Source organism: Campylobacter concisus, assembly GCF_003048675.2.
Taxonomy (GTDB): domain Bacteria; phylum Campylobacterota; class Campylobacteria; order Campylobacterales; family Campylobacteraceae; genus Campylobacter_A; species Campylobacter_A concisus_F.
Genome location: NZ_CP060707.1, coordinates 1,442,485 through 1,458,407, shown reverse-complemented (window position 1 = coordinate 1,458,407; position 15,923 = coordinate 1,442,485). Strand labels below are relative to the sequence as shown.

Genomic DNA, 15,923 nt, shown 5'->3' with positions numbered 1-15,923 from the left:
ATGAATAGCTTACAAAAAATGCAGTTAATGTATATCTTGCCAAATTTATTTACCGCAGCAAGCGCTTTTTTGGGCGTTATAAGCATTATTTCATCTATTCAGGGGAACTATTTTAAAGCTATTATTTACATCATTCTTTCACTGATATTAGACGGACTTGATGGGCGCGTAGCAAGACTTACAAAGACTACAAGTAAATTTGGCGTGGAGTTTGATAGCCTTGCGGACCTTGTTGCATTTGGTGTGGCTCCAGCGATTTTATTTTATCTAACAGTTGGTGCAAAATTTGGCAGATTTGGCGCACTTATAGCAGCCATGTTTGTAGTCTTTGGAGCTATTAGACTTGCTCGCTTTAACGTCACCACCGGCACATACGAACCAAATGTATTTATCGGACTTCCTATACCATCAGCAGCCATCATCGGAGTGCTTTGGGTTGGTATTTATCTAAAGCATGATTTTTTATATGGCTTTGAGTGGTGCTTGATACTACTTGAAGCGGTTTTGGCTATCTTGATGGTTAGCAACATCCGCTACCCAAGCTTCAAAAAGATGAACTTAAAACAAACTCATGTTATAAGAATTTTAGTAGCACTCGTGGTTGTATTTTCTATGCTTTATCTATATCCTTACGAGAGCGCGACATTTTTGATGAGCGTTTATATGCTTTATGGTATTATTAGAGCGGCTATAATGTTTAGCAAAAATCACAAAAAAAAGGAGAGCGAATGAGCGAAAATGGCATCATAAAATCGCGTAAATTTTTACCAAAAATCGAAATCAAAAACTCTCTACTGCTGCTACTTAGGTAGCAAATTCTTCTTTACTTAACTCATTAAATTTAAATATAAAAATAATAAAAGGACAAAAAATGGATAAAAATAAAATTATAATCTTTGATACGACTTTAAGAGATGGCGAACAAAGCCCAGGAGCTTCTATGAACACAGCTGAAAAGCTACAGATCGCACTTCAGCTTGAAAGGCTTGGTGTTGATGTGATGGAGGCTGGATTTGCAGCGGCTAGCCCAGGGGATTTTGAAGCGGTAAATCAGATCGCAAAGCAAGCTTCAAACATCACTGTCTGCTCGCTTGCACGCGCAGTTGAGCGTGATATTAAGGCAGCTGGCGAGGCACTAGCTCCAGCAAAAAACAAAAGAATTCACACCTTCATAGCAACAAGCCCGATACACATGGAATATAAGTTAAAAATGAGCCCAGACGAGGTGATCAGGCGTGCGGTTGAGGCGGTACAATACTCAAAAACATTTTGCGATGACGTTGAATTTAGCTGCGAGGATGCATGCAGAAGCGAGATGAGCTTTTTAAAAGAAATTTGCGACGCAGCGATAAACGCAGGGGCAAAAACCATAAACATCCCAGATACGGTTGGCTACTTGTATCCAGAGGAGATCACAGCTCGCATTAGCGAAATAGTAAAATTTATAGGCGATAGAGCGGTAGTTTCGGTGCATAACCACAACGATCTAGGCATGGCTACGGCAAATTCGCTAGCCGCCATAAAAGCTGGTGCAAGGCAGGTTGAGGGCACGATAAATGGCATAGGTGAGCGCGCTGGAAATGCTGCGCTTGAAGAGATCGTGATGGCTATAAAAACTCGCCAGGACGTCTTTGCACCACTTTACACAGGCATCATCTCAAAAGAAATTTATCCAACTTCAAGGCTGATCGCTAGCATCACAGGCATCGAACCACAGCCAAATAAAGCAATCGTTGGCAAAAACGCCTTTGCGCACGAAAGTGGCATTCACCAAGATGGTGTGCTAAAACACAAAGAGACTTATGAGATCATCAGCGCTGAGAGCATCGGCTTAGAGAAAAACTCGCTCGTTCTTGGCAAGCACAGCGGCCGCCATGCGTTTAAAGATAAGCTTGCTAGCCTTGGATTTGACCTTGATAGCGAGGCGCTTAATAAGGCGTTTGAGAAATTTAAAGACTTGGCGGATAAGAAAAAAGAGATATTTGACGACGATATCAGGGCGCTTGTGGCAGAGGAGATCACCAAGATTCCACAAGCTTACGAGATCACAGACTTGCTTCAAAGTAGCGGTGGCAGCTTAGCAAGTGCTTCTATGAGCATCAGGCATAATGGCGAGATCGTTAGCGACTCAGCCCTTGGCAATGGCACAGCAGATGCGATATTTAAGGTAGTTGATCGCATTAGTGGCATTAGTGGCACGCTAAAAGACTACAAGGTCACAGCTGTTTCTCAAGGCAAAGACGCTCTTGCAAAGGTCGATGTAAAAGTCGAGTTTGAGGGTAAGACAGCCGTAATGGGTCACGGACTTGATATCGATACGATGATGGCAAGCGCTAAGGCCTATGTCGGCGCACTAAACAGCTACCTTCGCATCCATAAAAACTAAAATTTTAGCTGGCTGCTAAATTTGCAGCTGGCTAATTTAAATTTAGCTACTCTTTAAATTTACTGCGTTTTTCAAATTTCAAAACTTTCCACCACTAAGAATTAACTACTAAAATTTGGCTTCGCTTACCGCTTAGCTCAAATTTTAGAGCCGAAATTACTCGCTCATGAAATTTTAAAATTTGCCTGACGCCCACTGACATGCAAACGCATGCAGTGTGCCAGCGCTTAGGCATGCACCTCTAACGTGCGAGGGGATTGTGGGATCTAAAGGGAGATAAGGGGACGGCTTCGTAATTCAAGTCCCCTTGTCTCCCTTTTGAATAAAAGAGTTTATAAATTTAAAGCCTAGATTTCAAAAAATAGAAATTTACTATTTTGCAAATTTTAAACTTTCACTCACTCGCAAGAATTGACTACTAAAATTTGGCTTCGCTTGCAGCTTAGCTCAAATTTTAGAGCCGAAATTACTCGCTCTTGAAATTTTAAAATTTGCTGACACTTATCTAGACTGATAAAGTTATTTTGCAAATTTTAAAACTTTACTCACTCGCCTTAGCAACTTACTAAATTTAGGGCTCATAGTCATTTGCCACTAAATTTAGAAGCGTGATATGCTCGTTCATAAATTTTAAAATTTGACAGGAGCTTTTAATTGCATGCAGTGTTTTAGTGCCACTTTAATGTCGTCTTAGTTGGGATTAACTCTTTTGCTCCGTAGGCAGACCACTAAATTTAAAACCGCGATAGCTAGTTCTAATTTCAAAATTTGTTATAAATTTGGACCTACTATCCAACTATCTTTTTAATAGCTAGCGAGGCTAAATTTAGCCCAAAGCAGGCAGTCACGCCCATGAAGCTTCCAAGTGGTTTGCAAAGCGGCTCTTCTGTTGAAAAGACCACGTCAAATTTACCGCTAAAGCCTGATTTTTTAAGCTCATATCTATATTTTCTAGCTAGTGGATCGACCGATGTTTTCCAAACGCTAGCCACCTTTATCTTGGTTGGATCAACCCTTTTTGCCCCACCCATCGAGGCTATAAATTTGCTAGGATCTACCGCATTTGCAAGGGCGATCTTGGCGGTGATATCATCAATCGCATCAATCACCACGTCAAATTTACTAAAGTCAAATCCAGCAACAAACTCAGGTGTGATGAACGTCTGCATAGGCGTGACGCAAGGATAAATTTTGGCAAACTCCTCCACTTTTACGCCGCCTACATTTTCGCTGTAAATTTGGCGGTTTTGATTTGTCACGTCAAAGATGTCTTTATCGATTAGAGTGATGCTCCCGACTCCGCTTCTAGCAAGCGCATCCACGCACATCCCGCCAACGCCTCCAGCTCCGCAAACTAGCACTTTTGCGCTTTGAAGCTTGCTAAAACCATCCTCGCCAAATAGCCATCTTATCCTTGTAAATCTATCATTTTGCATCAAAATTCCCTTTTAGACTCTCCAAACTCTCGTATGAGGTCATATTTAGTTTTATGGGCGTTATCGTGGCAAAGCCCTCATTTACCTTGCTGATGTCGCTTGGCTCGCCTTTTTCGTATTCAAGTGCGGCATTTCCAAGCCAGTAGTACTCGATGCCTCTTGGATTGCGATTAAGCGTGGCGTGCGTGGCGTAGGTGCGTCTGCCAGCTGGCACGACGGCATAACCTTTGAAATTTTTGCTAGTTCTAGCTGGGATATTTACGTTTAGAAATTCCCTTGGATTTAGCGAAATTTCATCATTTAGCACCTTTGGAGTGATAAATTTCACCACCTCTTTTGCTAGCTCAAAGCCAAGTTCATTCAGTGAGTTGTTTTCATAAAACTGCGAAAAAGCGATGCTTCTAATGCCCTGTAAAACGCCCTCCATCGCCGCTCCACACGTGCCAGAGTAGGTGATGTCCTCGCCTAAATTTGCCCCGTGATTTATGCCACTTATCACCAGATCTGGCTTTTTATTATAAAGTGCGTGAAGTGCGAGATATACGCAGTCGCTGGGCGTTGCGTCGTCAAGTTTAAAAAAGTTATCATCAAGTTCTATAAATCTAAGTGGCCTTGTGAGAGTTAGCGAGTGAGCGCAGGCTGATTTTTCAGAGCTTGGAGCTACGATCGTGACATTTACACCATCTAGCTCGCTTAAAGCTTCTTTTAAGGCAAGCAGGCCAGTCGCTTCAAATCCATCGTCATTTGTTATCAAAATTTCTTTCAAATTTTATCCTTTAAAGGGTTGGATTTTATCACAGCTTTCTTAAAATTTTAAAGAATTTTTGCGTATAATGCCCCCAAAAAAAGACCTGATGAAAGTGTGTAAATGAAAATTTTAGTCTCCGCTCTTGAGCCATCGGCAAATTTGCATTTAAAAGAAATTTTGAGAAATTTCGAGGGCGAATTTGAGCTAATGGGAATTTTTAGCGAAGAGCTTGGCACGCCATATATGAAAAGTAGCGAGTTTTCAGCGATGGGCTTTGTCGAGGTTTTGCCGCTCATCTTTAAAGCAAAAAAGGCGATGAAAGTGATGAGTCAGATGGCAAAAGAGGCTGATGCGGTGCTGCTAATCGACAGTCCAGCCTTTAACCTGCCGCTTGCAAAGGCGATAAAAGAGGCCGGCGCAAAAGCAGCCGTGACATACTACATCTTGCCTCAAGTTTGGGCGTGGAAGCCAAAAAGAGTGAGCGTTGTGGAGAGGTATTGTGACAATCTTGCTTCGATCCTGCCATTTGATGCGAAATTTTATAGCCGCTCGACCTACGTGGGACATCCTTTGATGGATGAGATAAAGCTTAAAAAAACTAGTCTAAGTAGCAGCGGCAAAGTGGCGTTTTTGCCAGGCTCAAGAAGATCAGAGATTTCAAGGCTGATGCCAGTTTATAGAGAGCTTACTAAAAAAATAGATGCCAAGAGGCTGCTTGTCGTGCCACCATTTTTGCTTGATAAAGTGGGTGAAATTTATGGCGATGTGAGCGATTTTGAGGTCGTCTCAAACACGCCTGAAGCCTTGTATGAGAGCGACTTTGCCTTTGTATGCTCTGGCACGGCTACGCTTGAAGCAGCGCTCATTGGCACGCCATTTGCGCTAGCATACAAGGCAAAAGCGATAGATGTTTTCATCGCTAGAAAATTTGTAAAGATCAAGCACGCGGGACTTGCAAATATAATGTTTGACTTCATGGGCAAAGAGCCGCTTCATGAGGAATTTATCCAAGAGTTTGCAACGGCTGAAAATTTGCTAAAAGCTTATGAGAGCTGTGATAGGCAAAAATTTTTAAAAGGCTGCGATGAGCTAAGGGCTTACTTAGGGCATGGCAGCAGTAAAAATGTAGTAAAAATTTTAAAAAATATGGAGTAAAAAATGAGTGAACCAATGACAATGCACGGATATGAGAAGATAGAAGCTGAGCTAAAGGATCTAAGGCTGGTGCAGCGCCCTCAAATCGTAACAGAGATCGACATCGCAAGAAGCCATGGCGATCTTAAAGAAAATGCTGAGTATCACGCAGCAAAAGAGAAACAAGCCTTTATAGACGCTAGGATCGCTGAGCTTAGCGCGCTTTTGGCAAACGCCGAAGTGATCGATCCAAGTAGCTACGAGCATGATAGGGTGAGGTTTGGCTCAAGTGTGACGATAATGGACGAAGAGACTGAGGTTGAGCATACTTACACGATAGTTGGTGTGAGCGAAAGTGACTTAGACAAAGGTTATATCTCGATAAACTCACCTCTTGCAAAGCAGCTTTTAGGCAAGGCTGAGGGCGATGAGGTGGCGCTAAATTTACCAAAAGGCAGAAGCGACGTTGAGATCGTTAAGATCTGCTACAAGCCTATAAAATTTGACTAAAAAGATGAGGCGAAGGGCTAAAAACTGCTTTTTGGCTCTGCTAATTTTTAATTAAGGCAAAATTTGAGCGAATATCTATATGCCCCCGTTATAAAAGAAGGCGCGATCTTTTTGGCTGATGCGCATGAAAACATAAACCGCGATGGCTTTTTAAAATTCTTACGCGCTATTGATAGCGGAGAGATCAAAGAGCCGCCACAGATTTTCTTGCTTGGCGATATATTTGATTTTTTAACGGGCGAGGGCGAATATACAAGAGAATTTTACGCTGAACACTTAAGGCTTATAAATAAAATTTCACAAAAGGTGGAAATTTTTTACTTCGAGGGCAACCACGATTTTAGGCTTTCAAATTTATTTGATAAAACTAGAGATTTTTGGGACAAAGGCGAGAGGCTAAGCTTTGAAGGGGTAAAGGTTTATGACATTTGCGCTCAGCCAGTGAAATTTAGAACGATAAGTGGCGAGCACGTCCAGATCGCGCACGGAGATATATTTTTACCTTTTATAGATAAGTACGCACTTAGGTTTTTAAGGCTTAGATGGTTTTTGAAATTTATGAACGCGCTTGATAAAATTTTGGATTTTAAAATTTCAAAAGCGATACTAGCCAAACTTACTAAGAAAAATCTGCACTATAAAATTTCAAACTTCAAGGAGCTAATGAGCAAGCATTTGCAGGGCTTTGACGCAAGTATAGTGATAGAGGGACACTATCATCAAGGTGAGCTATTTGATATTTACGATAGATTTTATATAAATTTACCTTGTTTTGCATGCGAGCAAAGTTATTTTGTTGTAGAATACGCCCAGCAAAAGTTGAATTTGCTCAAAATGAGTTTGAAAGGACATTGATGTTTGGAGACAACGTACTAAAAACGGGCTCAAACGAGATGGAACTTGTTGATTTTCGTATCTTTAAAAAGGCCGAAAACAAAGTATATGAAGGAATATACGGAGTCAATGTCGCAAAGGTGCGGGAGATCATTAAGATGCCAAATCTTACCGAGCTTCCTGGCGTTCCTGAGTATATCGAGGGAATTTTTGATTTAAGAGGTGTGGTTATCCCTGTTATAAATTTGGCAAGATGGATGAATATCATCGAGCCAACTGAGGGTGTAGTTATAAAGCCACGTGTTATTATCGCTGAATTTAGCGGAATATTGATCGGTTTTATCGTCCATGAGGCCAAGAGGATCAGACGTATAAACTGGAAAGATATAGAGCCTGCAAATTTTGCTGCTGGAGCTGGCACTCTAGACAAAGGCAAGATCACAGGCGTAACAAGAATAGAAAATGACGAAGTACTTCTCATTCTTGATCTTGAAAGCATCGTTGAAGAGCTAGGAATTTACTCACCAAAGATCGAATTTGACGTAACAGACGATCAAAAGATTAAAGGTGCTGCTTTAGTTCTAGATGATAGCTCAACTGCTAGAAAGCTAGTAAAAGACGCACTTGAGAAGATGGGTCTTAGCGTAGTTGAAGCTAAAAACGGCGTTGAGGGATTAGAGAGAATGGAAGAGCTTTATCAAAGATATGGAGATAACTTAACAAAAGAACTTAGAGTTATCTTAAGTGATATCGAAATGCCACAAATGGATGGATATCGCTTTGCTTCAACTATTAAAAATGATGATAGATTTAAAGATGTTCCGATTGTGTTTAACTCTTCATTAAGCAACGAATTTAGTGAGGTTAAGAGTAAAGAAGCCGGTGGTGCTGCGTATCTTACAAAATTTGATGCTGGTGTATTTTATCAAGAGGTGCTAAAAGTGATTGAAGCACATTCTAAATCTGCGAAGTGAGGTGAAGTATGGATGATATGAAAGAAATAATGGAAGACTTTTTAATAGAAGCTTTCGAACTTATTGAGCAGATAGACCATGACCTTGTTGAACTAGAGGCAAACCCTGAAGATTTGGAGCTTTTAAATAGAATTTTCCGTGTTGCTCACACAGTAAAAGGTAGCTCAAGCTTTTTAAATTTTGATGTTTTAACAGAGCTTACTCACCACATGGAAGATGTTTTGAATAAAGCTAGAAAAGGCGAGCTAAAAATCACTCCGGACATCATGGACATTGTTCTTGAGTCAGTTGATATGATGAAGGGACTACTTGAGAGCATTAGAGATAACGGTAGTGACGCAGCCGCTGGCATTGATATCAAAAATATTTGTGTAAGACTTACTCAAATTTCTGAAGGTGAAGCACCAAGCGCAGCCGCAGAAGCTCCAGCCGCACCAGTACCTGAGCCAGTAAAAGAGCCAGAACCTGTCGCACCAGCCGAAGAAGCAGCTACTGAAGTAAGTGATGCCGAGCTTTCAAAGCTAAGTGACTCTGAGGTTGAAGCTGAGATAGAAAGACTTTTAAAAGTTAGAAAAGCAGAAGATCAAGCAAGACGTGCTTCAAAAGGCATAGCTCCAAAATCTCCTGAAGAGATAGCTCCAGCCACAAGCGCTGCGCCAGCACCTGCAGCAAGACCAGCTCCTAGTAGAGAAAGAGATGCAGATAAAAAAGTACCAGCAGCTAGTAGTAGCAGTGCGGTAGCACAAGAGCAAACGATACGTGTTGAAGTAAAAAGACTTGATCACCTGATGAATTTAATCGGCGAGCTTGTTCTTGGTAAAAACCGCTTGTTAAAAATTTATGATGACGTAGAAGAGAGATATGAGGGCGAGAAATTCCTCGAAGAGCTAAATCAAGTAGTATCAAGCCTAAGTTTAGTTACGACTGATATCCAGCTAGCTGTTATGAAGACAAGGATGCTTCCAATAGCAAAAGTCTTTAATAAATTCCCACGTATGATACGCGATCTTAGCCGCGACCTTGGTAAGCAGATTGACCTTGAAATTTCAGGTGAAGAGACTGAGCTTGATAAATCAATCGTTGAAGAGATCGGCGATCCGCTAGTTCATATCATCAGAAACTCATGCGATCATGGCATCGAAGATCCTGAGACAAGAAAGGCAATGGGAAAACCTGAAAAAGGCCTTGTTCAGCTAAAAGCTTACAATGAGGGCAACCATATCGTTGTTGAGATAGTTGATGACGGTAAGGGCTTGGATGCTGATATGCTTAAAGCTAAGTCTATAGAAAAAGGCATCATTACTGAGCGAGAAGCTGATGCAATGAGCGAAAAAGAGGCTTTTGGTCTTATATTTAAGCCAGGATTTTCAACTGCAGCCAAGGTTACAAACGTATCTGGTCGTGGTGTTGGTATGGACGTTGTTAAGACAAATATCGAAAAGCTAAATGGTATCATCGATATCGAGAGTGAAGTTGGAAAAGGCACAGTTATGAAGCTTAAAATTCCACTTACACTTGCGATCATTCAATCACTTCTTGTTGGAACACAAGAGGAATTTTATGCGATACCACTTGCAAGCGTTCTTGAAACTGTTCGCGTACCTATCGATGATATTTACACGATCGATGGCAAAAACGTTCTAAGACTAAGAGATGAGGTCTTATCTCTTGTTAGACTTTCAGATGTCTTTGGTGTCAATAAAGTCTTTGACGGCGGAGATCAAACTTATGTCGTTATCATTGGCGTTGCCGAGGCAAAACTGGGCATCATAGTGGATACATTAGTCGGTCAAGAAGAGATCGTTATTAAGTCAATGGGTGATTATTTGCAAAATATCCCAGGCATCGCTGGAGCTACTATAAGAGGCGATGGCCGCGTAACTCTTATCATAGACGTTGGTGCTATGATGGAGATGGCAAAGGATATTAAGGTAAATATTAGAGCCGAGATGGAAGATAGCACTAAAGTAAAAGAGAAACCAAGCGATTATAAGGTCCTAATCGTTGATGACTCTAAGATGGATAGAACTATCATGCAAAAATCGCTTGAGCCAATCGGCGTCACAATAATAGAAGCAACTAATGGAGTAGAAGCACTCAATATAATTAAATCAGGCGAGCATGCCTTTGATGCGGTGCTAATCGATATTGAGATGCCAAGGATGGACGGATATACTCTAGCTGGTGAAATTCGCAAATACTCTAAGTATCGCACTTTACCGCTAATAGCAGTAACATCAAGAACGTCTAAAACTGATAGATTGCGCGGAGTAGAGGTTGGTATGACTGAATATATCACAAAACCATATTCGTCAGAATACCTTGAAAACGTTGTTAGAAAAAATATTAAATTAGGTTAGGGGTTAGGCGATGAATGATAAACTAAACCAAGTTTTAAGCAAACAAAAACAGCAAATTGACGAGCCTGAGATAAAAAACAACGAAGATATAGTCCAACTTGTAGGCTTCGTTGTTGGCGAGGAAGAGTATGCGATACCTATTTTAAATATCCAAGAGATAATCAAGCCTATCGAATACACCCGTGTTCCTAGCGTGCCTGACTATGTTCTTGGCGTGTTTAACTTGCGTGGAAACGTTATCCCGCTTATTGATTTGCGAAAACGTTTTTCACTAAATGTTACAAAGCAAAGCTCAAATACAAGATATATCGTCATGAAAGATGAGGATAACATCGCAGGCTTCGTGATAGACCGCTTGACGGAGGCTATCAGAATAGACCGTAACAGGATCGATCCGCCGCCAGAGACTTTGGTAAAAGACAAAGGCATGATCTATGGTATCGGCAAACGCGATCAAAATATCCTTACGATTTTAAAGGTTGAGAGCCTTTTAAAGCGTGATTTTTAGGGCATAGCTTGATAAAACTTTGTGTTTTTGACTTTGACTCTACGATAATGGACGGCGAGACGATTGATATCCTCGCCGCCGCCAATAACGCCAGCGATGAGGTGGCTAGCATAACTAAGCGTTCGATGAACGGCGAACTTGATTTTTTTGAAAGTCTTACAGCAAGAGTAAAATTTTTAAAAGGAATGCCACTCTCAAAGGCAGATGAAATTTGTAAAAATTTACCTATCATGCCAGGAGCCAGCGAGCTTATAGACGCTTTAAAGCAAAAGGGTATAAAGGTTGTGATTTTTAGTGGTGGTTTTCACATCGCGACTGATAAGATGCAAGAAAAGCTTAAATTTGATGCAAATTTTGCAAATATTTTGCACCATAAAGATGGAATTTTAACAGGTGAAGTTGGCGGAGAGATGATGTTTGGTAGCTCAAAAGGTGAGATGATAGATCGCTTAAAGGGGCTATTAAATTTAGATAAAAGTGAGATCATGTGCGTTGGCGACGGCGCTAATGATGTATCGATGTTTAGAAAATGTGATCTAAAGATTGCCTTTTGTGCGAAAGAAATTTTAAAAAAAGAGGCGACGCATTGCGTGGATGTCAAAGATCTGCGTGAAATTTTAAATTTTATAAGGTGAAAAAATGTATGACAATGAAGCTAAATTTTCTCTTTGGTGTGACTTTATAGAGAGAGATTTTTTACAAAATGAATTCAACTCTTTGCTAGAAAGTGGCGTTATAAACGGAGCTACAAGCAACCCAGCTATCTTTAAAACAGCTTTTGCATCACCTGCTTACAAACAGATCATACAAAATAGCAACAAGCGTCACCCAAAAGACCTCTATGAAATTTTAGCGACCCAAGATATCAAGATAGCCGCATGTAAAATGCTAAAAAACTACGCAAATGGCGATGATGGCTTTGTTAGCATCGAGGTTGATCCAAATTTAAGTGGCGAAACAGCTGCTACGATAGAAGAGGGCATCAGGCTTCATAGCCTCATCTCAATGCCAAATGTCATGATAAAAATTCCAGCTACAAAAGAGGGTTATGAAGCGATGAGTGCACTCATGGCAAGAGGCATCAGCGTAAATGCGACGCTCATTTTCTCGCCAGATCAGGCTAAAAACTGCCTAGAGGCCTTTAAAGAGGGTAGCAAAGCTTATGCAAGCCGCTTTGTGGATACGACGATGCCAAAAGGTGTGATCAGTGTTTTTGTTAGTAGATTTGATAGAAAGCTTGATGAGACAATGTCTGCAAAGAGCCTACCAACTGGGCAGATTGGCATAATGAACGCTGCAAATATCTATCATATCATTGAGGATTTTGGCTTAGAAAACGTAAGGACACTTTTTGCAAGCACTGGCGTAAAAGGTGGTGGCTTAAGAGGGGATTATTACGTTAGAGAACTAATGTATAAAAACTCTATAAACACAGCTCCGATAGATACGATAAAAGAATTTATAAAAGAAAAAGCTGAGGCAAAAAATGCCCCTAGCAAAGAGAATATCTCAAGCTTTTTTCACATCATAAAAAATAATGAGATCGACATAAATGCTACTTATAAAGAGCTTTTAAATGACGGCTTAAAGCAGTTTGTTGCAGCATTTGACGACATTATGAAATCACTTTAATGACCAAACAAGACCTAGACTCATATCTATGCTCTTTAGTTGATAGAGGCGGCAGCGATCTTCATCTAAAGTCTGCAAGCCTTGTTTATGGTAGATTTAATGGTGAGATCATGCCACTTAGCGAAGAAAATTTAGACCCAAGTGATGCGGTGGCTATCGCAAAAGAGCTTTTGGGGGCTAAATTTGATGAGTTTATGGATAAAAAAGATATAGATTTTTCTTATAAACTAAATGATGAGTACTGCTTTCGTGTAAATATGTTTTTGCAGATAAATGGAATTTCTGCTGTATTTCGTGTCACTCCAACGAAAATCCCAACCATAAAAGATCTAAATTTACCAAGTGTGATAGAAAAAATTTGCACAGAGACCACTCGTGGCATCATTTTAGTGACTGGCCCAACTGGAAGTGGCAAGACGACAACGCTTGCAAGCATGATAAATTTCATAAACCAAACAAAAAGATCGCACATCGTGACTATCGAAGATCCGATTGAATACGTATTTAACGACGATAAAAGCATAATAAATCAGCGCTCTATCGGGGCAGATGCGTTAAATTTCTCAGATGCGCTAAGGGCTTCATTAAGAGAAGATCCTGACATTATCTTGGTGGGTGAGATGAGAGATCTTGAGACGATTGAGACTGCCATTAGAGCTGCTGAGACTGGTCACTTGGTGCTTTCGACACTTCACACACTTGATGCAAAAGAGAGCGTAAATAGGATAGTAAATAGCTTCCCTCAAGGCGAGCGAGATAAGGTCAGTCTTATGTTCTCTTCAGTCCTTGCTTGTGTCATCTCACAAAGGCTAGTTAAGACGCTTTTTGGCACAAGACGCCCAGCAGTCGAGATCATGAGAAAAAATACCCGCATAAAAGAGCTCATATCTGAAGAGAAATTTGATGAGATCGATCTTGCCATAGCTGAGTCAAAAAATACTTACGGCATGCAAACCTTTGATCAGCACCTGCTTGAGCTTTATGAAAATAAGATAATTAGTGCCGAAGTAGCGCTTGATAATGCTAGTAACAGGGGTGACTTGCAGCTTAAGATAAAAAGCTCAAATGTAGCAGGTTTTAGCTTTGAAAATGGTGTAAATTTTGGCAAACCTCAAAGCAAACAAGATCAACCTGAAGTGATCGCGCTTAAAGAAATTTAGTAAGCTTTATGTGAAATTTATAAAGCATTAGATAAAATCAGCACCTATTTTTTATGAAAGGAAAACGATGTTAGAAGGAATCGTTAGAGAGAGTATCGGTAAGAAGTCTGCGAAGGCTTTGAGAAGAGATGGTTATCTAATCGCCAACATTTATGGCAAGGGATTAGAGAATGTTGCAGCTGCTTTTAAAGTCAATGACTTTATTAAAGAAGCGCGCAAAAAAGAGAGCCTTGCTTTTGATGTAAAAGTAGGCGGAAAAGTTTATAATGTCGTTATTGTTGATTACCAAAGAGATGTTGTTACAAGTGATCTTAAACACGTGGATCTAAAAGTAGCACTTCCAGGCGTTTTATCAAAATATATGATCCCGGTTAAGCCAGTTGGAACACCTATTGGTCTTAAAAATAAGGGCGTTTTGATCCAGTCAAAAAGACGTCTTTGCGTAAAATGCACGGCTGAAAATTTACCAAATTCATTTGACGTTGATGTAAGCAAACTTGACATTGATGATACGATTTTGGTTCGTGATATCACAGCTCCTAAAGGCGTTACAATCATTGACGCTGACCGTGTTGCGGTACTTGGAGTTATTAAAGCTAAATAAAAAGGGCTTTTGTGACACTAATAGCGGGGCTAGGAAATCCTGGCCCCAAATACGAAAACACTAGACACAACATAGGCTTTATGCTTATAGACCTCCTAAAAGACTCAAATTTCAAAGATGTTAGCTCAGCTAAATTTCAAGGCGAAGTTTTTAAATTTAACGACATTATCTTGCTAAAACCAACAACCTTTATGAACCTCTCAGGTCAAAGTGTAAAGGCGGTAAAAGACTTTTATAAACCAGATAGGATAATCGTCATTCACGACGATCTTGACCTTAGTTTTGGCGCGGTTAAATTTAAAAAAGGCGGCAGTAGCGGCGGACATAACGGCATAAAATCTATCGACAATCTAATAGGCAACGACTACGAAAGGGTGCGTGTTGGTATCGGACATGAGGGCGATGCTAAAAATTTTGTCCTTGGCGAGTTTAGCGACGAGGAGAGAAAGGCTTTAGATGAAATTTTAGCCTATACAAAAAATGCGGTTTGTGAGCTACTAAAGAGCGATATCAACGAAATTTCACAAAAATTTACGATAAAAAAAGGTCTTATCAAATGAAACTATACGCCAGATACGTTGGCTGGGTCTATATAAAATCTTTTCTTATCGTATTTTTAGCGCTTGAGCTATTTTATGTTGGCATTGATCTGCTTACAAATTTAAAAGATCTGCCGCCATCTGCTAACCTTCAGCTACTCTACGTTGGCCTTACTGCACTAAGTGCCATTAGCTACGTTTTGCCACTTTCACTCATTTTTGCGCTAATAATTTTACATGTAAATATGGTCAGATCAAACGAGCTAATCAGCTTTTATGCTCTTGGCATCAGTAAAAACAAGCTCATTTTACCGCCATTTCTCATCGCACTTTTTGTGACGATTTTTTACGTTGGGCTAAATTTTACGCCATTTGCTTATGCGCATGACTATCAAAAAAGTATCGCTAAAAACACCGCTTTTTCAAAAAGTACAAATGACTCATTTTTGAAATTTGAAGGCAAATTTATCTACATAAAAGAGCTAAACTCAGCCAAGCAAAGAGCAAATGATGTGAGAATTTTTGACATTAATGGCACTGACTTGCTCTCGACAACCTTTGCTGACCACGCTAAATTTAAAGACAATGAGTGGGTTTTAGAGGATGTAAATCAGACCTTTTTGCCTCAAAGCTTAGAGCTTGGCGAAAGTGGCTTTAGCAAGGTAAAAAGCGAAAATTTAGATGCGTTAAGAGGCTTTAAGCCAAAGAGCATCGAGAGTGCTGCAAGCGTTGAAAACTCGAAATTTAACATACCTGATGCGATAAATTTTATAAAGACATTTAAAAACGAAGGCATAGGACTTGATAGCGCAAGGACTGCATTTTATAACCTTGCCATCACGCCATTTTTTGCGCCATTTTTATTGCTTATTTTCTACTATCATTTGCCAGTGACTGGCAGGTTTTTTAACCTCGCACTCTCAACATTTATCTTTGTTGTGATAACACTCGTAGTTTGGGGACTTCTCTTTATCTTAACCAAATTTGCTCAAACCTCAGTCATCTTGCCAGAGATCGGCATGGTGCTTCCAGTTATTTTGCTTTTTGCATACGCCATTTATCTCATAAAATCGCATCGTTAAGCCAAATTTTGGCAAC

Annotated in this window: 16 protein-coding genes; 14 read left to right on the top strand and 2 right to left on the bottom strand. The window is 40.2% G+C overall.

What is annotated here, in order from left to right; genetic code table 11:
* Both pssA and CVT00_RS07305 read left to right on the top strand, forming a co-directional pair.
* On the top strand, positions 1–732 hold the full coding sequence (gene pssA / locus CVT00_RS07310) for a CDP-diacylglycerol--serine O-phosphatidyltransferase (RefSeq protein ID WP_103558772.1): 732 nt from the start codon (positions 1–3) through the stop codon (positions 730–732).
* Positions 733–871: 139 nt separating this feature from the next.
* Positions 872–2,386: a 2-isopropylmalate synthase gene (locus CVT00_RS07305; protein WP_103558771.1), complete on the top strand. Its 1,515-nt coding sequence runs from the start codon at positions 872–874 to the stop codon at positions 2,384–2,386.
* A gap of 788 nt (positions 2,387–3,174) precedes the next feature.
* Here the strand turns inward: CVT00_RS07305 and CVT00_RS07300 are convergent.
* On the bottom strand, positions 3,175–3,822 hold the full coding sequence (locus CVT00_RS07300) for a tRNA threonylcarbamoyladenosine dehydratase (RefSeq protein ID WP_107914598.1): 648 nt from the start codon (positions 3,820–3,822) through the stop codon (positions 3,175–3,177).
* The gene (gene surE, locus CVT00_RS07295) at positions 3,812–4,588 is read right to left on the bottom strand and encodes a 5'/3'-nucleotidase SurE (protein ID WP_107914597.1); all 777 of its coding nucleotides are present in this window, start codon (positions 4,586–4,588) and stop codon (positions 3,812–3,814) included. Before surE ends, CVT00_RS07300 begins: the two co-directional genes overlap by 11 nt.
* A 102-nt stretch (positions 4,589–4,690) precedes the next feature.
* On the opposite strand from surE, the gene lpxB reads away from it, so the two are divergent.
* The 12 genes from lpxB to CVT00_RS07235 all read left to right on the top strand — a co-directional run bounded on the left by lpxB (position 4,691) and on the right by CVT00_RS07235 (position 15,907).
* Positions 4,691–5,725 (top strand): lipid-A-disaccharide synthase, encoded by a 1,035-nt coding sequence (lpxB, locus tag CVT00_RS07290; protein WP_107914595.1) that lies wholly within the window; start codon positions 4,691–4,693, stop codon positions 5,723–5,725.
* Between the two features lie 3 nt (positions 5,726–5,728).
* Positions 5,729–6,214, top strand: coding sequence for a transcription elongation factor GreA (gene greA, locus CVT00_RS07285; RefSeq protein ID WP_012001423.1), 486 nt, complete (start codon positions 5,729–5,731; stop codon positions 6,212–6,214).
* 63 nt (positions 6,215–6,277) lie between these two features.
* Positions 6,278–7,069 carry a UDP-2,3-diacylglucosamine diphosphatase gene (locus CVT00_RS07280; RefSeq protein WP_107914593.1) on the top strand — a complete coding sequence of 264 codons (792 nt, stop codon included), beginning with the start codon at positions 6,278–6,280 and terminating at the stop codon, positions 7,067–7,069.
* Positions 7,069–8,022, top strand: a complete 954-nt coding sequence (locus CVT00_RS07275) for a chemotaxis protein (protein WP_107914591.1) — start codon at positions 7,069–7,071, stop codon at positions 8,020–8,022. The genes CVT00_RS07280 and CVT00_RS07275 overlap by 1 nt, the downstream gene beginning before the upstream one ends.
* A gap of 8 nt (positions 8,023–8,030) precedes the next feature.
* Positions 8,031–10,382 (top strand): hybrid sensor histidine kinase/response regulator, encoded by a 2,352-nt coding sequence (locus tag CVT00_RS07270; protein ID WP_107914589.1) that lies wholly within the window; start codon positions 8,031–8,033, stop codon positions 10,380–10,382.
* Between the two features lie 10 nt (positions 10,383–10,392).
* Positions 10,393–10,890, top strand: a complete 498-nt coding sequence (locus CVT00_RS07265) for a chemotaxis protein CheW (RefSeq protein ID WP_021087872.1) — start codon at positions 10,393–10,395, stop codon at positions 10,888–10,890.
* A gap of 8 nt (positions 10,891–10,898) precedes the next feature.
* Positions 10,899–11,525, top strand: a complete 627-nt coding sequence (gene serB / locus CVT00_RS07260; RefSeq protein ID WP_103558764.1) for a phosphoserine phosphatase SerB — start codon at positions 10,899–10,901, stop codon at positions 11,523–11,525.
* A gap of 4 nt (positions 11,526–11,529) precedes the next feature.
* The gene (locus CVT00_RS07255; protein WP_103558763.1) at positions 11,530–12,522 is read left to right on the top strand and encodes a transaldolase; all 993 of its coding nucleotides are present in this window, start codon (positions 11,530–11,532) and stop codon (positions 12,520–12,522) included.
* The gene (locus CVT00_RS07250; RefSeq protein WP_103558762.1) at positions 12,522–13,682 is read left to right on the top strand and encodes a type IV pilus twitching motility protein PilT; all 1,161 of its coding nucleotides are present in this window, start codon (positions 12,522–12,524) and stop codon (positions 13,680–13,682) included. The genes CVT00_RS07255 and CVT00_RS07250 overlap by 1 nt, the downstream gene beginning before the upstream one ends.
* A gap of 67 nt (positions 13,683–13,749) precedes the next feature.
* The gene (locus CVT00_RS07245) at positions 13,750–14,286 is read left to right on the top strand and encodes a 50S ribosomal protein L25/general stress protein Ctc (protein WP_002939542.1); all 537 of its coding nucleotides are present in this window, start codon (positions 13,750–13,752) and stop codon (positions 14,284–14,286) included.
* Positions 14,287–14,297: 11 nt separating this feature from the next.
* Positions 14,298–14,846, top strand: coding sequence for an aminoacyl-tRNA hydrolase (gene pth / locus CVT00_RS07240; RefSeq protein WP_103558761.1), 549 nt, complete (start codon positions 14,298–14,300; stop codon positions 14,844–14,846).
* Positions 14,843–15,907, top strand: coding sequence for an LptF/LptG family permease (locus tag CVT00_RS07235; RefSeq protein ID WP_103558760.1), 1,065 nt, complete (start codon positions 14,843–14,845; stop codon positions 15,905–15,907). Before pth ends, CVT00_RS07235 begins: the two co-directional genes overlap by 4 nt.
* Positions 15,908–15,923: the final 16 nt, after the last annotated feature.